Here is a 17,156-nt window from a genome sequence, read left to right on the forward strand (position 1 = left end):
CCCTGATGCGACCCGTCCGCAGCCTCGCGCTGGTGCTCTCCGGCGCCCTGGCCGCCGCGGCGATCGGCGTCCCGGCGCACGCCGGCACCGGCGACACCTGGAAGGTCCCGGCCCAGGCCTGGATCACCATCAAGGGGCACGGCTACGGGCACGGCCACGGCATGTCGCAGTACGGCGCCGAGGGGGCCGCGCGGCAGGGCCTGGGCTACGCGAAGATCGTCGAGTTCTACTACCCCGGCACCGACTGGGGGCAGGCGACCGGCCGGGTCACCGTGCTGCTCACCGGCGCCACCAGCAACACCCTCGAGGTGCTGGCGCGACCGGGCCTGACCATCAAGGACGCCGCCACCGGCGACCGCGCGCCGCTGCCCGACAACGGGGCAAGCCGCTGGCGGATCGCGACGGCCCCGAACGGCGACAACCGCGTCTCCTACAAGACCAGTCGGTGGCACGGCTACGCCGACCTCCAGGGCGCCGGCGAGTTCTACGCCGGGGGCGACCCGATCAGCCTGGTCACTCCCGACGGCACCCGCGCCTACCGCGGCCGGCTCCGGGCCGCCATCCCGACGCCCGGCTCGACCGAGCGCGACATCGTCAACGACCTGACCCTGGAGAGCTACATCAAGGGCGTGGTGCCCCAAGAGATCCCGGCGTCGTGGAGCACCGAGGCCGTCCGGGCCCAGGCCGTCGCCGCCCGGACCTATGCGGCCTACGAGCGCGAGCACCCGCACGGGTCGACGTACCAGCTCTGCGACACCTACTCCTGCCAGGTCTACGGCGGGTACGACGCGGAGTACCCCGCCTCCAACAAGGCCGTCGACGACACCCGCGGCAAGATCCTGACCGCCGGCGGCGAGCCGGCGTTCACGCAGTTCGGCTCCAGCAGCGGCGGCTGGACCTCGGCCGGCTCGGTGTCCTACCTGCCCGCCCGCCAGGACCCCTACGACGGCTGGTCGGGCAACCCGGTCCACACCTGGTGCGAGAAGGTCCAGGACGACCTCCTCGAGCGGACCTGGCCGGCGATCGGCAACCTGACGAAGATCGTCGTGACCCGGCGCGACGGCAACGGCGACTGGGGCGGCCGGATCGTCTCGATCACCCTGGTCGGCTCGGCCGGCCGGGTGACCGTCTCCGGCGACACGTTCCGCGCCGAGCTCGGCCTGCGCTCGACCTGGGTGACGTTCCGGGTCGCGCCGCGCACCGCCGCGCGGCACGAGAGCCGGACCGACTTCTCGGTCGACCGGCTCGCCGCCTCGCGCCGCTGACCCCGGCTCAGGCCAGCACGAGCACCAGGTCGCCGCCGTCGACGGCCTGGGTGCCGGGCAGCGCGAGCCGCTCGACCTTCCCGGCGATCGGCGCGGTGATGGAGGCCTCCATCTTCATCGCCTCGATGGTGGCGACGGTGTCGCCCGCGGCCACCTGGTCGCCCTCGGCGACCACGATCGTCACGACGCCCTGGAACGGCGCGGCCACCTGCCCGGGCTTGGAGGTGTCGGCCTTCTCGGCGGCCGCCACCTCGGAGGCGACGCTGCGGTCGCGCACGCTGACCGGCCGGAGCTGGCCGTTGATGGTCGCCATGACCGTGCGGAAGCCGCGCTCGTCGGGGTCGCTGATGGCCTGCACGCCGAGGATGAGGGTCTTGCCCTCGTCGATCTCGACCTCGTGCTCCTCGCCCTGCTGGAGCCCGTAGAGGTAGTCCATGGTGGGCAGCACCGAGACGTCGCCGTAGGTCTCGCGGGCCTCGTTGAAGTCCCGCGTCGGGCCGGGGAACAACAGCTCGTTCAACGTACGCCGGCGGGTGCTGCTGCCGCCGGCGAGCCGTTCGGCCTGGTCGGCGGTGAGGTCGGCGGCGGGCGCCTTCCAGGTGCGGCCCTCGAGCGCCTTGGTGCGGAACGGCTCGGGCCAGCCACCGGGCGGGTCGCCGAGCTCGCCGTTGAGGAAGCCGATGACCGAGTCGGGGATGTCGAACTTGCCGGGGTTGTCCGCGAACTCCGCCGGGTCGGCGCCGACCGCCACCAGGTGCAGGGCCAGGTCGCCCACGACCTTGGAGGAGGGGGTCACCTTCACGACGTTGCCGAGGATGTCGTTGGCCGCGGCGTACATGTCCTCGATCTGCTCGAACTTCTCGCCCAGGCCCAGCGCGATCGCCTGCTGGCGCAGGTTGGAGAGCTGGCCGCCGGGGATCTCGTGGGTGTAGACCCGGCCGGTGGGCGACGGCAGTCCGGACTCGAAGGGCGCGTAGACGCGGCGGGTCGCCTCCCAGTAGGGCTCCAGCGCGCAGACCGCCTCCAGCGACAGGCCGGTCTCGCGGTCGGAGTGGTCGGTCGCGGAGACCAGCGCCGAGAGCGGCGGCTGGGAGGTGGTGCCGGCCATCGAGGCGCTGGCCGCGTCGACCGCGTCGACCCCGGCGTCGATCGCCGCGAGCAGCGTCGCGAGCTGGCCGCCGGGGGTGTCGTGGGTGTGCAGGTGCACCGGCAGGTCGAACTCCGCGCGCAGGGCCGTGACCAGCGTCCGCGCGGCCGGCACCCGCAGCAGGCCGGCCATGTCCTTGATCGCCAGCACGTGCGCGCCGGCGTCGACGATCCGCTCGGCCAGCCGCAGGTAGTAGTCGAGCGTGTAGAGCTTCTCGTCGGGGTCGGACAGGTCGCCGGTGTAGCAGAGCGCGACCTCCGCGACCGTGGTGCCGGTGGAGCGCACCGCCTCGATCGCCGGGCGCATCTGCTCGACGTCGTTGAGGGCGTCGAAGACCCGGAAGACGTCGATGCCGGTCGCCGCGGCCTCCTCGACGAAGGCCTGCGTCACCGCGGTCGGGTACGGCGTGTAGCCGACCGTGTTGCGCCCGCGCAGCAGCATCTGGAGGCAGATGTTGGGCACGGTCTGGCGCAGCGCGGCCAGCCGCTCCCACGGGTCCTCGGAGAGGAAGCGCAGCGCCACGTCGTACGTCGCCCCGCCCCAGGCCTCGACCGACCAGAGCTCGGGCGTGGTGCGGGCGACGTGGCCGGCGACCGAGAGCAGGTCACGGGTCCGGACCCGCGTCGCGAGCAGGGACTGGTGGGCGTCGCGGAACGTCGTGTCGGTGACCGCGACCCGGTCCTGGGCGCGCAGCCGCCGGGCGAACTCCTCGGGCCCGACCTCGAGCAGCAGCTGCCGCGACCCGTCGGGGGCCGGCACGTCGAGGTTGGTCGGGGGCAGCTTGGTGACCGGGTCGATGCTGACCGGCGCCGGGCCGTGCGGCTGGTTGACCGTGACGTCGGCGAGGTAGTTGAGCAGCTTGCTGCCGCGGTCGCCCTTGCCGCGGGCGTTCATCAGCTGCGGGTGGGTCTCGATGAACGACGTGGTGACGTTGCCGGCCGCGAAGTCGGGGTCCTCGAGCACCGCCTGGAGGAACGCGATGTTGGTGGAGACACCCCGGATCCGGAACTCCGCCACCGCCCGACGGGCCTTCTCCACGGCCTTCTCGAACGTCCGGCCGCGACAGGTCAGCTTGGCCAGCATCGAGTCGAAGTGGGCCGAGACCTCCGCGCCGGTGTAGACGGTGCCGCCGTCGACGCGGACCCCGCCGCCGCCGGGGGAGCGGTAGGTCGTGATCTTGCCGGTGTCGGGGCGGAAGTTGTTGGCCGGGTCCTCGGTGGTGATCCGGCACTGGAGCGCCGCGCCGCGCAGCGTCACGGTGTCCTGGGAGAGCCCGAGGTCGGCGAGCGTCTCGCCCGAGGCGATCCGCAGCTGCGACTGGACGAGGTCGACGTCGGTGACCTCCTCGGTGACCGTGTGCTCGACCTGGATGCGGGGGTTCATCTCGATGAAGACGTAGTTGCCGTCGGGGTCGAGCAGGAACTCCACGGTCCCGGCGTTGCGGTAGCCGATCTCGCGGGCGAAGCGCACCGCGTCGGCGCACATCCGGTCGCGGAGCTCCGGGTCGAGGTTGGGCGCCGGGGCGATCTCGACGACCTTCTGGTGGCGCCGCTGCACGGAGCAGTCGCGCTCAAAGAGGTGGATGACGTTGCCCTCGCCGTCGGCCAGGATCTGCACCTCGATGTGGCGGGGGTCGACCACGGCCTGCTCGATGAAGACGGTCGCGTCGCCGAAGGCGCCCTCGCCCTCGCGCATGCAGGTCTCGACCGCTTCGCGCAGGTCCTTCGGGTCGTCCACGCGCCGCATGCCCCGGCCACCGCCACCGGCGACGGCCTTCACGAAGAGCGGGTAGGGCAGCTCGTTCGCGGCCTCCACCAGGGCGTCCACGTCGGTCGACGGCTCGACGCTGGCCAGGGTCGGTACGCCGGCGGCCTTGGCCGCCGCGATCGCGCGGGCCTTGTTGCCGGTCAGCTCGAGCACCTCGCTGGTCGGGCCCACGAACGTGATCCCGGCGTTGGCGCACGCCTCGGCGAGGGCAGGGTTCTCCGACAGGAAGCCGTAGCCGGGGTAGACCGCGTCGGCACCGGCCCGCACCGCGACCGCGACGATCGCCTCGGGGTCGAGGTAGGCCCGCACCGGGTGGCCGCGCTCGCCGATCTCGTAGGCCTCGTCGGCCTTGAGCCGGTGCTCGGACCACCGGTCCTCGTGCGGGAAGACTGCCACGGTCCGCGCGCCGACCTCGTAGGCAGCGCGGAAGGCACGGATCGCGATCTCGCCGCGGTTGGCCACGAGCACCTTGGTGAACATGCGCACGAGGCTAGCGACGTACCTGCCGGTAGGGGACGGCGTACGCTCCTGCGAGACACCGGGAGGGGTGTCGATCCACGGGAGGAACCACACCGATGCTGCGCCGCGCCCTGTCCGCACTGATCCTGCTCGTCGTCTGGGCCGGCTACGCACCGCCCGCGGGCGGTGCCCAGGCCGCGGAGCCCGACCCGATCGACTACGTCGCGCTGGGCGACTCCTACAGCGCCGGCCCGCTGATCCCGGTGATCCGGCAGGACCCGGTCGGCTGCTTCAGGTCCACCAACAACTACCCGGCCTACCTCGCGGGCTTCCTCGGCGTCGCGACCTACCGCGACATGACCTGCTCCGGCGCCCGCACCGACGACTTCTTCACCCGTCAGGCCGTCGTGTTCGGCGACGCGCCCGCCGCGCAGCTGAGCGCGCTGTCGGCCGACACCGACCTGGTCACGATCGGCATCGGCGGCAACGACCACGGGCTGTTCGGCTCGATGATCTCCACCTGCCAGCAGGTGCGGCACCTCGACCCGACCGGCAGCCCCTGCCGCGAGCACTTCACCACCAGGGACGGGGTCGACACCAAGCTGCGCGACGCCCGCGACATCGAGCGGCTCGTCGCCCACGTGCTGATCGCCGTCCACCGGGCGGCCCCGAACGCCGCGGTGTACGTCGTGGGCTACCCGCGGCTGCTGCCGCTCACCGGCACCTGTGACGCCGTGCCCTTCGCCACCGGTGACTACGCCTGGGGCCGCCGCATCGAGTGGCTGCTCAACACGTCGCTGCAGCAGGCCGCGGCCGACCACCGGGCGACCTACGTCAACCTCTACCCGGCCACCCGCGGCCACGACGCCTGCGGCAGCGACGCGTGGATCAATGGCAGCGTCGCCAAGCTCAACGTGGCCCTGGACTTCCACCCCTTCCAGGTGGGCGAGCGCGAGATGGGCCGGGCGGTCTTCCGGTCGATCACCGGCCAGGTCGTCCCCGACGTCGCCGGCGACGCGGCGCCGCCCGCGGGCTCGGTGGTGCTCAACCCGGTGACGCCGTGAGCGGGCGGGCCATCCTGCTGGCCGCCGGCGTGCTGGCCGCCGGACTGCTGCTTCCTGTCGCGCCCACGATGGCGGCGACGGCGACCTGTGACGGGCTGACGGCCACGATCGTCGGGTCCGACGGTCCGGACATGATCGTCGGCACGGCGGGCGACGACGTGATCGCCGGCCTCGGCGGGGGAGACGCCATCGACGGCCTGGCGGGCGACGACGTGATCTGCGGCGACGACGGCGCCGACCAGCTGCGCGGCGGCCCCGGGGCCGACCGGCTCCTCGGCGGCCTGGAGGACTCCGACCCCGACGAGCACCTGGGCGGCGACGCGCTCTTCGGCGGGCCCGGGAACGACCACCTCGACCCGGGCTACGACTCCTCGGACCACCCGGACCGGGACAGCCTCCGCTTCGGCGACGCACCGCGCGGGGTCACGGTCGAGCTGGGCGACGGCGTCACCGGCAGCGCCACCGGGCTCGGCCACGACACCCTCGTGCTGACCGGGAGCCCGCTGGTCGTCGGGTCCCCGCACGCGGACACCTTCCAGGGCTCGCCGGGACGGGACCGGATCCATGCGGCCGGCGGCTCCGACGTCATCTACGCGGGTGCCGGCGACGACGACATCCATCCCGACCGGGGGACCAGCGACCAGCGCTCCGCCGACGTCGTGCAGACCGGCGCGGGATCCGACATGGTCACCGCGTGGTCGGGCCACGACCGGGTGCTGCTCGGATCGGGCCGCGACCAGTACGTCACGAACGGCACTGCCGGCGTCTCGGTGCGCGGCCAGCGCGGCAACGACTTCCTGCAGGTCGCGATGGCGCCCGGCGCGTTCGCGCGCGGCGACTCGGGGACCGACACCCTCGTCCTGCTGAGGCCGGACCCGAGCGGGACGCGACCCAGGGTCGTCGTCGACGCCGGCTCGGGGCCCGTTGCGGGGTTCGAGAAGTACTGGCTGGGTGCCAGCGCCCACTGGGACTTCCGGGGCACTGCGGGGCCCGACGTGGTGCAGGTCTTCGACCCGTTCGGTGCCCGGCTCACCGCGCACACCCTCGGCGGCGACGACTACCTCGAGGGCGGGGCCGAGGCCGACCTGCTCGACGGCGGGGCCGGCCATGACCGGGCCCTCGGCGGGCAGGGGCGCGACACGTGCGTCGGCGTCGAGCGACGTACGTCGTGCGAGGTCGTGCGCTAGACCCGCTCGAGCACCGCGACCAGCCGCTCCTCGAGCCGGAGACGCTCACCCGCGTCGGTGACGAAGCCTTCGCGGCCCGGTGGCGGGAGGAAGCCGACGACGTCCATCACGTCGAAGTACGGCTGGGGCTCGCGACCCGCGCGCCGGGCGTAGGCCTCGGCGAACCGGTCGGCCGCCGCGCTGCCGTGGCCGAGCGCGATGTTGGTGCAGCAGTGGGCCACGTCCAGCCAGGCCGGGCCGATGGACGTCTCCACCCAGTCGACGACCCCGGTGACCTCCTCGCCCGACCACAGGACGTTGCGGAGCTGGAAGTCCCGGTGGATGAAGCACGGCTCGTACGCCGGAGGGCCGGTGCGCAGCAGCGCGAACGCGTCCCGCCACGGCCCGGGGTCGGTCGCCCAGTCCGGCACGACGTACTTCGCCTGCCACGCCCAGGACTGGTAGGTGCGGACGTCGACGGTGGCGGGGACGTCGTGGATGGTGGCGAGCACGTCCGCGAGCCGCTCCAGCGAGCCGTCGTCCACGCGGTCGAGGTCGACGCGGCCGGGGAGCAGCGTCATCAGGTGTGCCGGGTGGCCGCAGGTGACGCCGGCGGCGTCGAGGGCCAGGCTGCGCGGGGCCCTCACCGGGGCGTCCTCGAGCAGGCGCTGGACGTCGTGCTCGCGCGTCGTGAGCCCCTCGGCGTGGGTGCGCCACGGCTCCCGGGTCATCAGCCTCAGGACGGCCGGATCTCCCTGGTCGGGGACCAGCCGGAGCATCGTCGAGGTCCAGCCGCCGGACAGCTCGCGCGTGTCGGCGAGGGGGCCCGTCGTGGTCGTGGCCCAGGCGAGTGCGGCGGTCAGGTCGAGGCCCTCGGCGGTCAGCACGCGGGCCATCCTGTCGCAGGTGCCCCGGACTCGTTGAGCGGGGCTCGGGGCCCTAGGATCTGCGCGCGCGGCCGCTCCGGTCGGCACCATTCCCGGGAGAACTCCATGGTCAACCGCGTCCTCGCGCTCGCCCTCGTCACCCCTGCCGTCGTCCCCGCAATCGTCCTGGCTGGCACCGCCGCCCAGGCCACCTCGACCCCGACCTGCCACGGCCATGCGGCGACCATGGTCGGCACCCCGGGCTCCGACCGGATCGTCGGCACCGACGGCCCCGACGTGATCGTCGGTCTCGACGGCAACGACCGGATCTTCGGGGGTCCCGGCGACGACATCGTCTGCGGCGGCGTGGGCTCCGACGTGCTCAGGGGAGGCGACGGCGACGACGCGCTCTACGGCGGCCTCGACCTGCGCCGGAAGGTCAAGCAGGGTGGCCTCACGATCGTCAAGGGCGACCTCGTCGACGGCGGCCGCGGCGACGACCTGCTGGCTCCCGGAGCCGGTGCCCGGACGGGGATGCTGGCGTTCGTGCGTCCCAACGCGGTCACCTTCAAGCACGCGGCGGGACCGGTCCGGGTCGACCTCGCGGCCGGCACGGCCACGGGGGCCGGCGAGGACACGATCCTGGGCGACGGCCCGCTCGGCGTCATCGGCTCGGCGTACGACGACGTACTGCTCGGCTCGGCACGTCCCGACTTCCTCGTGGGAGGCAAGGGCGACGACTCCGTCTCGGGTCGTGGCAGCAGCGACGTGCTGCTCGATGGCGGCGGTCAGGGCGACGACTCCCTCGACGGTGGACGCGGTGTCGACGTGGCCTTCGGGTTCGCAGGCGACGACGTGGTCGCCGGGGGCCCGGGTGGCGACATCCTCGCACCGTCGTCCGGCTCCGGGTCGATCGTGACCGGGGGCGCGGGCGCCGACCAGGTCTTCCTGCCCGCGGGGTTGGGCGCGCCGAGCCTCCTGGACGGTGGCGCCGGGCTCAACCTCCTCGAGGTCATCTCGGTGTCGTTCGGGGACAAGCGCCCGGTCGTCACGGCCGATCTCGGGACGGAGACCGTCAGCGTCGTCGGCACGGACCACGACGGCGTCACCCGCGCCGCGGGCTTCGACGGCGCGCAGCTCCTGGGCCGGGCCCGCTGGAACTACGTCGGCACCGACCTCAAGGACCTCGTCCTCGCCCAGGGCGGTCCGCTGAACGCCCGCACACTGGGCGGCGACGACGAGGTCTACGCCGACCGCTTCGACGACGTGATCGACGCCGGCGACGGCACCGACCGGGTCGAGGGCGGCGGCGGCGACGACACCTGCCTGAACTACGAGCAGGGCGAGTGCCCGGCGAAGGCCGACCCGGGGCCGTTCCGGACGGCCACGCGCGCCGCCGGTGTGCTCACCGGCGGGGTCTTCGCGGCGGTCCCCCAGCTGCGGCACCTGCTCGCGGCGCGCCACCTGCGCTGAGTCGGATCAGGCCCGGAACTGCGCGACCAGGTCGGGCAGGGCCGCCTCGGCCAGGTCGACCGCGACGTCCTCGGGGACGTCGAGGAGCGGCACGGCCTGGTCGCCGCCGGCGGTCGTGGCCACCAGTGAGGTGAGCCCGGCCCGCCGCTGGAACCAGGTCGCCCGGAAGTTCCACCCGATGACGTCCTCGGTGGCGAGCGCGCGGCGGTGCCGGTTGAGGCTGCCGGACTGCGCCACGACGTACCCGTCGACGAGCGTGTGCCCGAGCCCCGCCGCCCGGTCGGCGGCGAGCGGGACGGCCAGCGCCGGCGCTGCGAGGGAGACGACGAGCAGCCACCACGGGGCGCCGGCCGTCGCGACCAGCACGCCGGCTGTCGCCACCAGGGTGAGGGCCGGGAGCAGGGCCCGGGAGTAGCGGCGGGTCCGGGCGCGGGGACCGTGTCCCACCAGCGGCGCGTCGATGGGAGCCGTTCGCCCGATCACCTGCCGGGCGACCTCGCGCACGACGTCCCGAGGCGCGGGCGGCACCAGCACGGAGCTGCCCTGCTGCTTGCGGTCGAGACCGGTGACGATCGCGGCGACGCGACCGCCACCGACGGCGCGCAGGCCGAGCGGCTCGCACACGCTGACGCCGGCGACCCGCTCGTCGTCGAGGCTGGTCTCGCGGGTGGTGAGGAGTCCGCGGTGCAGGTGCCAGGCGCCGGCGGCGTGGCTGAGGGTGAAGCCGAAGTTGGTCACGACGTAGCCGCCCACCGACAGCAGCGAGACGAGCACGACGAAGACGACGACCCCCAGGGGGAGCGCCACCCAGGGGGAGAGGCGCGACGTCGTGTCGACGACGCCGCCGAGGTTGATCCGGTCCCAGCCGCCCAGCGCGTTGACGCCCTGGCTGGTCGCGCCGATCGCCGCGGCAGCGATGACCAGGCCCGAGCTCGTGAACGGCGCGAACCGCAGCCACGACGGGTCGAAGCGCACCACGATCCGCTCGCGCGGAGCCTCCTCGGGCGACGCCGTGTCCGCGCCGGTGGCGACGTGCAGCAGCGCCAGCCGCAGGTCCCGGGCTCGTCCGATCGGCAGCCCGTCGAGGTCGAGGCGATCCTCCTCGTCGGTCGAGGACGTGCCCGTCCCGATCCGCACGGTCGTCAGGCCGAGGACGCGGTGGATGGGGGAGGAGGTGAGGTCGACGGTGCGGACCCGGTCGAGCCGGGTGGAGAGCACGTGCCGGTTGAGGAGGCCGCGGCGCAGCTCGACCCGGCCAGCGGTGATCCGGAAGCTCGTCGTCAGGTAGCGCAGCACGCCGAGCCCGACCGGCACGCCGACGCCGACCAGGTGCCAGGGCGCGTCGCCGCCACCGGCGGCCGTGCCCGCGACGAAGATGCCGATGAGCACCGGCAGGAAGCGGACCAGCTCGCGGATCGGGTGCACGAGGAGCATCCGCGGGTCCAGCCGCTGCCAGTGGTCGTCGCGGGCGAGCTCGTCGCTCACGGGGCGCTCACGTCGCGTCGCCCGCGACCGCGTCGGCCTTGAGCGTCAGCTCGTCGACCAGCGCCCGCGCCCGCAGCCGGTCCAGCCCGGCGATCTCGAGCGCGCCCTTGGAGGAGGCCGTCGTCACCGTCACGCTGGCCAGCCCGAACAGCCGCGCGATCGCGCCCTCGGCGTAGTCGACGGTCTGGATCCGCGACATCGGCGCGATCCGCCGCTCGCGCGCCCACCAGCCGGTCTGGGTGTAGACCGCGGTGTCGGTGACCTCCCAGCGGTGGACGCGGTAGCGCCACGCGGGCACGACGCCGACGTACGTCGCCAGCACGGCGACGAGCACGGCGAGCTGCCACCAGCGCAGGTCGAACCAGCCCCACCACGTGCCGGCGCTGACGACCAGGAACAGGACCAGCGCGCTCTGCACGCAGGCCCCCAGCAACCACATGAGCCGGGCATTCGGGCTGACCCGTTGACCCGGCTCACGCAGGTTCGACTCCGTCATGCACCGGAGCCTAGAGACCTAGTCCTTGAGCTCGCAGATGACCGCGCCGTTGGTGACCGTGGCGCCGACCTCGGCCTGGAGGCCGGTGACGGTGCCGGCCTTGTGGGCCTTGAGGGGCTGCTCCATCTTCATGGCCTCCATGACCACGATGACGTCGCCCTCGGCGACCTGCTGGCCCTCCTCGACGGCGATCTTGACGATGGTGCCCTGCATCGGGCTGGTCACGGAGTCACCGGAGGCTGCGGCGCCGGACTTCTTGCCGCCGGCGCGCTTGGGCTTCCCCTTCGACCCACCACCACCGCCGCCACCGCTGGCGGAGATGCCGCCCAGTCCGGCGGGGAGGACGACCTCGAGGCGCCGGCCGCCGACCTCGACGACCACCTTGTGGCGCTCGCCGGGCTCGTCGGCCTCGGCGGTGTCGCCGGCGTAGGGCTCGATCTGGTTGTCGAAGTCGGTCTCGATCCACTGCGTGTAGACGGTGAACTCGCCCTCGCCGGTGGGGGTGGAGGCGCCGACGTAGGCCGGGTCGCGGGTCACCGCGCGGTGGAACGGGATGACGGTGGGCATGCCGTCGACGACGAACTCGTCCAGGGCGCGGCGCGACCGCTCGAGGGCCTGGGTGCGGTCGCGGCCGGTGACGATGAGCTTGGCGATGAGGGAGTCGAACGAGCCCGGGATCGTCTCGCCCTGGTCGTAGCCGCCGTCGAGGCGGACACCCGGGCCGGCGGGTGCGTGCCAGCGGGTCAGGGTGCCGGGGGCGGGCATGAAGTTGCGGCCGCCGTCCTCGGCGTTGATGCGGAACTCGATGGAGTGGCCGCGGATCTCGGGGTCGTCGTAGCCGAGCTCCTCGCCGGCCGCGATCCGGAACATCTCGCGGACCAGGTCGATGCCGGTGACCTCCTCGGAGACGCAGTGCTCGACCTGGAGGCGGGTGTTGACCTCGAGGAAGGAGATCGTGCCGTCCTGGGCGACCAGGAACTCGCACGTGCCGGCGCCGTAGTAGCCGGCCTCGCGCAGGATCCGCTTGGAGGACTCGTAGAGCTCGCTGACCTGTGCGTCGGTGAGGAACGGCGCGGGCGCCTCCTCGACGAGCTTCTGGTTGCGGCGCTGGAGCGAGCAGTCGCGGGTCGAGACGACCACGACGTTGCCGTGCTGGTCGGCCAGGCACTGGGTCTCGACGTGGCGCGGCTTGTCGAGGAACTTCTCCACCAGGCACTCGCCGCGGCCGAACGCGGTGACGGCCTCGCGGACCGCGGACTCGTAGGCGTCGGGGATCTCCTCGATCGTGCGGGCGACCTTGAGGCCGCGGCCGCCGCCGCCGAAGACCGCCTTGATGGCGACCGGCAGGCCGTTCTCCTTGGCGAACGCGACGACCTCGTCGGCGTCCTTGACCGGGTCCTTGGTGCCCGGCGCGAGCGGGGCGTTGGCCTTGTCGGCGATGTGCTTGGCCTTGGCCTTGTCGCCGAGCGCCTCGATCGCGGCAGGCGGGGGGCCGATCCAGATCAGCCCGGCGTCCATGACGGCCTGGGCGAAGTCGGCGTTCTCGGCGAGGAAGCCGTAGCCCGGGTGGACCGAGTCGGCGCCGGACTTCTCGGCGACCGCGATGATCTTGGCGATGTCGAGGTAGGACTCGGCCGGCGTCGCGCCGCCCAGGGAGTGCGCCTCGTCGGCGAGGCGGACGAAGAGCGCATCGCGGTCGGGATCGGCGTAGACCGCCACGCTCCCGATGCCTGCGTCCTTGCAGGCCCTGATCACGCGTACGGCGATCTCGCCGCGGTTGGCGATGAGGACCTTCTGCAGCGGCTTGCTCTCCGGCACCTGACACTCCTGCCCTGAAGGATCTACACGGAATGGACTCCGCGGGGCAGGGTATCGCCACCCCACTCCGCGACCTCGCCAGGTCTCACCACCCGCACCTGGCCCACGGGGTCCCGTGCCTCACACGTAGTGGTTGTCGTGCTCCTCGAGGAACGCCTGGAGCTCCTCGTGGCTCGGCTTCCAGCGGCCTTCCGAGAAGGCGACGAGACCCTCGAAGTAGGCCTCGCGGGGCGCGCCCGGCGCGAAGAGGATGAGCAGCGACGCCGGCTCGCCCGACTCGTTGCGGAAGCCGTGCAGCCCGCCCTCGGGGACGTAGTCGAAGTCGCCGGGGTGCGCGTCGACCCACTGTCTCCCGTCGTAGAGCCGGACCACGCCCGAGAGGACGAAGAAGGACTCGCTGATGGTCCGGTGGAAGTGTGGGTTGGCGCCGGCCGGCTCCGGACCCATGTCCCAGCGGTAGAGGCCGAAGCGTCCGTCGGTGGTCGCGCCGGTGGCGAGGTAGCTCGCGGCGCCGCCCGGGCGTGGCAGCTCGGGGGCGGTGTCGGCCGGCCGGAAGCGCGAGGTCGCCTCGCCGCCGCTGCCGAGGTAGACGGGGTCGGGATAGGACATGGAGCGACGTTAGGACCGCGGGGCCGAGCGCTCAACGGGTTTGGCCCACGGGGTTCAGGCACGTGCCATCCGGGCGTCTCCCGCGGTTCACCACGGGGAGGCAGGTTCGCGGCATGCGCCTGACTCGGACCCTCGTCGTGCTCCCCCTCCTGGCCCTCGCCGCGGTGGCCGCCCCGGCCGGCGCCGCCCCCGCCGACCCGCGCGCGGGCAGCGGCTCGGGCGACGCGGCGTACTCCTTCGCGGTGATCGGCGACGTCCCGTACGGCGACGCCCAGATCGCGGCGTTCCCGCGCTGGATCCAGCAGATCAACCGCGACCCGGCGGTCCGCTCGGTCGTCCACCTCGGCGACATCAAGAACGGCTCGACCGTCTGCAGCGACGACTACTTCGCGCTGATCCGCTCCGACTTCGACACGTTCGAGGACCCGCTCGTCTACACGCCGGGCGACAACGAGTGGACCGACTGCCACCGCACCAACAACGGCGCCTACAACCCGCTCGAGCGGCTCGCGAAGGTGCGCGCGGTCTTCTTCGACCACCCCGGCCGCACCCTCGGCCGGGAGACGTTCCCGGTGACCTCGCAGGCCGACCGCGGCTTCCCGGAGAACGTCCGCTACCGCCGCGCCGGGTTGACCTTCCTGACCGCCAACGTGACCGGCAGCAACAACGGGCTGCAGCCGTGGTCGGGCCTCGGCAACACCGAGCCGACGCCCGAGCAGCGGCAGGCGGTGCAGGGCCGCACGGCCGCCGACATCGACGAGCTGCGCCAGGCGTTCGCGACCGCGCGGGCCCGCCACGACCGCGGCGTCGTGGTGATGCAGCAGGCGGACATGTTCGACCCGACCTACACGCCGACCGACAACGACATCAGCGCCTTCCGCCCGTGGGTGCAGGCGCTCGTCGACGAGGCCGCGGCCTTCTCGGGCCCGGTCTACCTGCTCGACGGCGACAGCCACGCCTACAACACCGACCGGCCGCTGGCGACCGGCTCGGCCTGGCTCACGACGTACAACGTCCACGGCGCGGCCGACAACCTGACCCGGGTGACCGTCGACGGCTCGAGCAACAACACCGACTACCTGCGGGTGACGGTGGGGGCGCCGGGCACGCCGCTGCTCAGCTGGGAGCGGGTCCCCTACGCCTCCTGAGGCGGTTAACAACCGCTAACCATTCGGGCTAGCATGGGTGCCATGACGTTCGAGTTGTCCCGAGAGCACGAAGAGTTCCGCCGCAGCGTCCGCGAGTTCGCGGAGGCCGAGATCGGCCCGCACGCCGCGCAGTGGGACCGCGACCACCACTTCCCGGTGGACGTGGTGCAGAAGATGGGCAAGCTCGGGCTGTTCGGCCTCACCGCCCCTGAGGAGTACGGCGGTGCCGGCGAGGACGGCGACTTCACCAGCCTCTGCGTCGCGATCGAGGAGATCGGCCGCGTCGACCAGTCGATGGGGATCACGCTGCAGGCCGGCGTCGGCCTGGGCATCAACCCGATCCTGACCTACGGCACGGACGCGCAGAAGGAGCAGTGGCTCCCGGCGCTCGTCGCGGGCGAGCAGCTCGCCGGCTTCGGCCTGACCGAGCCCGGCGCCGGCTCCGACGCGGGCGCCACCAAGACCAAGGCCGAGCTCGTCGGCGACGAGTGGGTCGTCAACGGCTCCAAGCAGTTCATCACCAACTCGGGCTCGGAGATCACCAGCCTCGTCACGGTCACCGCCCGCACCGGCACGCGCGAGGACGGCCGGCCCGAGATCTCCGCGATCATGGTCCCCTCCGACACGCCGGGCTTCACCGCCGAGAAGGCCTACGACAAGCTCGGCTGGCACGCCTCGGACACCCACCCGCTCTCCTTCGAGGACGCCCACGTCCCGGCGGCCAACCTGCTCGGCGAGCAGGGCCGCGGCTACGCGCAGTTCCTCGCCACCCTCGACGACGGCCGGGTCGCGATCTCGGCCCTGTCGGTCGGCTGCATCCAGGCCTGCCTCGACATGTCCCTCCAGTACGCCGGGGAGCGCCAGACGTTCGGCGGCCCGATCGGGCGCAAGCAGGGCGTCGCGTTCCAGATCGCCGACCTCGAGACGATGCTGCACGCCGCCCGCCTGCTGACCTACCGCGCGGCCTCGATGAAGGACGCGGGGGCGCCGTACCAGCAGTTCAAGCAGGCTGCAGCGGTCGCCAAGCTCTACTCCACCGAGTCGGCGGTCACCGCGACCCGGATCGCGACCCAGGTCTTCGGCGGCTACGGCTTCATGGAGGAGTACCCCGTCGCACGCTTCTACCGCGACGCGAAGGTGCTCGAGGTCGGCGAGGGCACCTCCGAGGTGCAGCGGATGCTGATCGCGCGCGGGCTCGGCCTGCCCGTCGAGTGACGGGCCTGACAGATCTCGTGGGCCTGAGCGGCTAGCCTTCACCCCATGGGCAGCCGGTGGCAGCGAGTTCTCGCTGAGGTGGGCCGGTTCCTCGCAGTCGGAGGGCTGGCCACGGCGGTGGCGTTCGTGCTCTTCAACCTGCTGGTGCACGGCTTCAACACCGGCCACCGCGCGCTGCTCGCCGACCACGTGATCATCGCCTACGTCGTGGCCAACACCGTCGGCATGGTGATCAGCTACCGCGGCGCCCGCAACTGGGCCTTCCGCGACCGTCCGCCCCGCCAGGCCGACGGCGGCCGGCTGGCCTACGTGGTCATCAACGTGGCCACCATGTCGCTCCCGATCGGGTGCCTGTGGGTCAGCCGCAACCTGCTGGGCCTCGACGACCCGTTCTCCGACAACATCTCGGCCAACGTGGTCGGCCTGGCGCTCGGTCTCGGGGCGCGGTTCTACCTCTTCCGGACGTTCGTGTTCCGCCGGCCGGTGCACCTGCCGCACCTCTCGCTGCCGCACCACCCGCACACCAACCCGCACGAGGTCTTCGACACCCCGGCCGACGGGCTCCCGCTCAGCGAGACCACAGATCGGTCCACGAGTGGCCGAGCTCAGCCGCCAGCTCCCTGAGCAACGGCAGGCTGACGCCGACCACGTTGTGGTGGTCGCCCTCGATCTCGCGGACGAACGCCCCACCGAGTCCGTCGACGGTGAACGCGCCGGCGACCCACAGCGGCTCGCCGGTGGCGACGTAGGCGTGGATCTCCTCGTCGGTCACCTCGGCGAAGTGGACGGTCGTGGAGGCCGTGGCCGCGACGACCTTGCCGGTGGCGGTGTCGTGCAGGCAGTGACCCGTGCGCAGCACGCCGGAACGACCCCGCATGGCCCGCCAGCGGCGTACGGCGTCGTCGGCGTCGTCGGGCTTGCCGAGCGCGTCGCCGTCGAGCTCGAGGACGGAGTCGCAGCCGAGCACGAGGGCGTCCTCGGGGAGGTCCTCGCGGGCGGCGACGGTGGCGCACTTGAGCTCCGCGAGCTGGAGGGCCAGCTCGGCGGGCGGCAGCCCGTCGAGCTGGGACTCGTCGACGCCGGACACGATCACGACCGGCTCGACGCCGGCGCTGCGCAGCGTGGCGAGCCGGGCGGGGGAGGCCGAGGCCAGGACGAACGTCGTCACCGCGGGCACC

The 17,156-nt window shown here is 73.0% G+C and carries 14 protein-coding genes; 7 read left to right on the plus strand and 7 right to left on the minus strand.

The window, feature by feature from the left end:
* Positions 1-5 precede the first annotated feature (5 nt).
* A complete protein-coding gene (locus FB382_RS02935; protein WP_182536663.1) occupies positions 6-1,265 on the plus strand; it encodes a SpoIID/LytB domain-containing protein in 1,260 nt (419 codons plus the stop codon).
* A gap of 7 nt (positions 1,266-1,272) precedes the next feature.
* Here the strand turns inward: FB382_RS02935 and FB382_RS02940 are convergent, their stop codons facing one another.
* Positions 1,273-4,659, minus strand: a complete 3,387-nt coding sequence (locus tag FB382_RS02940) for a pyruvate carboxylase (protein ID WP_182536665.1) — start codon at positions 4,657-4,659, stop codon at positions 1,273-1,275.
* A 95-nt stretch (positions 4,660-4,754) separates the two neighbouring features.
* Here FB382_RS02940 and FB382_RS02945 point away from each other — a divergent pair, with 95 nt between their 5' ends.
* Positions 4,755-5,702, plus strand: coding sequence for an SGNH/GDSL hydrolase family protein (locus FB382_RS02945; RefSeq protein ID WP_220481241.1), 948 nt, complete (start codon positions 4,755-4,757; stop codon positions 5,700-5,702).
* On the plus strand, positions 5,699-6,889 hold the full coding sequence (locus FB382_RS02950; protein ID WP_182536667.1) for a calcium-binding protein: 1,191 nt from the start codon (positions 5,699-5,701) through the stop codon (positions 6,887-6,889). The genes FB382_RS02945 and FB382_RS02950 overlap by 4 nt, the downstream gene beginning before the upstream one ends.
* On the opposite strand, the gene FB382_RS02955 is transcribed toward FB382_RS02950, so the two are convergent.
* On the minus strand, positions 6,886-7,755 hold the full coding sequence (locus FB382_RS02955; protein ID WP_182536669.1) for a phosphotransferase: 870 nt from the start codon (positions 7,753-7,755) through the stop codon (positions 6,886-6,888). The genes FB382_RS02950 and FB382_RS02955 overlap by 4 nt on opposite strands.
* Positions 7,756-7,860: 105 nt before the next feature.
* Here FB382_RS02955 and FB382_RS02960 point away from each other — a divergent pair, with 105 nt between their 5' ends.
* The gene (locus FB382_RS02960) at positions 7,861-9,207 is read left to right on the plus strand and encodes a calcium-binding protein (RefSeq protein ID WP_182536671.1); all 1,347 of its coding nucleotides are present in this window, start codon (positions 7,861-7,863) and stop codon (positions 9,205-9,207) included.
* Between the two features lie 6 nt (positions 9,208-9,213).
* On the opposite strand, the gene FB382_RS02965 is transcribed toward FB382_RS02960, so the two are convergent.
* From FB382_RS02965 to FB382_RS02980, 4 genes are all read right to left on the minus strand, one after another.
* Complete coding sequence (locus FB382_RS02965; protein WP_182536673.1) at positions 9,214-10,692, minus strand: PH domain-containing protein; 1,479 nt, start codon at positions 10,690-10,692, stop codon at positions 9,214-9,216.
* A 7-nt stretch (positions 10,693-10,699) separates the two neighbouring features.
* The gene (locus FB382_RS02970; RefSeq protein WP_182536675.1) at positions 10,700-11,188 is read right to left on the minus strand and encodes a PH domain-containing protein; all 489 of its coding nucleotides are present in this window, start codon (positions 11,186-11,188) and stop codon (positions 10,700-10,702) included.
* An 18-nt stretch (positions 11,189-11,206) separates the two neighbouring features.
* Complete coding sequence (locus FB382_RS02975; RefSeq protein ID WP_182536677.1) at positions 11,207-13,006, minus strand: ATP-binding protein; 1,800 nt, start codon at positions 13,004-13,006, stop codon at positions 11,207-11,209.
* Between the two features lie 120 nt (positions 13,007-13,126).
* Positions 13,127-13,615 carry a cupin domain-containing protein gene (locus tag FB382_RS02980; RefSeq protein ID WP_182536678.1) on the minus strand — a complete coding sequence of 163 codons (489 nt, stop codon included), beginning with the start codon at positions 13,613-13,615 and terminating at the stop codon, positions 13,127-13,129.
* 113 nt (positions 13,616-13,728) lie between these two features.
* On the opposite strand from FB382_RS02980, the gene FB382_RS02985 reads away from it, so the two are divergent.
* From FB382_RS02985 to FB382_RS02995, 3 genes are read left to right on the plus strand one after another with little or no spacing between them, the layout of a single operon-like run.
* Positions 13,729-14,763: a metallophosphoesterase family protein gene (locus FB382_RS02985; protein ID WP_182536680.1), complete on the plus strand. Its 1,035-nt coding sequence runs from the start codon at positions 13,729-13,731 to the stop codon at positions 14,761-14,763.
* A 42-nt stretch (positions 14,764-14,805) separates the two neighbouring features.
* Positions 14,806-15,978: an acyl-CoA dehydrogenase family protein gene (locus FB382_RS02990; RefSeq protein ID WP_182536682.1), complete on the plus strand. Its 1,173-nt coding sequence runs from the start codon at positions 14,806-14,808 to the stop codon at positions 15,976-15,978.
* Positions 15,979-16,023: 45 nt separating this feature from the next.
* Complete coding sequence (locus FB382_RS02995; RefSeq protein WP_182536684.1) at positions 16,024-16,602, plus strand: GtrA family protein; 579 nt, start codon at positions 16,024-16,026, stop codon at positions 16,600-16,602.
* Here FB382_RS02995 and FB382_RS03000 read toward each other — a convergent pair.
* A complete protein-coding gene (locus FB382_RS03000) occupies positions 16,547-17,146 on the minus strand; it encodes a Maf family nucleotide pyrophosphatase (RefSeq protein WP_182536686.1) in 600 nt (199 codons plus the stop codon). The genes FB382_RS02995 and FB382_RS03000 overlap by 56 nt on opposite strands.
* Positions 17,147-17,156 lie beyond the last annotated feature (10 nt).

Origin of the sequence: Nocardioides ginsengisegetis, assembly GCF_014138045.1 — a bacterium.
Classification (GTDB): Bacteria; Actinomycetota; Actinomycetes; order Propionibacteriales; family Nocardioidaceae; genus Nocardioides; species Nocardioides ginsengisegetis.

Coding starts and splice junctions, on each gene's coding strand:
- FB382_RS02935 (WP_182536663.1), top strand. CDS start 6: ATGCGACCCGTCCGCAGCCTCGCGCTGGTGCTCTCCGGCGCCCTGGCC.
- FB382_RS02940 (WP_182536665.1), bottom strand. CDS start 4,659: ATGTTCACCAAGGTGCTCGTGGCCAACCGCGGCGAGATCGCGATCCGT.
- FB382_RS02945 (WP_220481241.1), top strand. CDS start 4,755: ATGCTGCGCCGCGCCCTGTCCGCACTGATCCTGCTCGTCGTCTGGGCC.
- FB382_RS02960 (WP_182536671.1), top strand. CDS start 7,861: ATGGTCAACCGCGTCCTCGCGCTCGCCCTCGTCACCCCTGCCGTCGTC.
- FB382_RS02970 (WP_182536675.1), bottom strand. CDS start 11,188: ATGACGGAGTCGAACCTGCGTGAGCCGGGTCAACGGGTCAGCCCGAAT.
- FB382_RS02980 (WP_182536678.1), bottom strand. CDS start 13,615: ATGTCCTATCCCGACCCCGTCTACCTCGGCAGCGGCGGCGAGGCGACC.
- FB382_RS02985 (WP_182536680.1), top strand. CDS start 13,729: ATGCGCCTGACTCGGACCCTCGTCGTGCTCCCCCTCCTGGCCCTCGCC.
- FB382_RS02990 (WP_182536682.1), top strand. CDS start 14,806: ATGACGTTCGAGTTGTCCCGAGAGCACGAAGAGTTCCGCCGCAGCGTC.
- FB382_RS02995 (WP_182536684.1), top strand. CDS start 16,024: ATGGGCAGCCGGTGGCAGCGAGTTCTCGCTGAGGTGGGCCGGTTCCTC.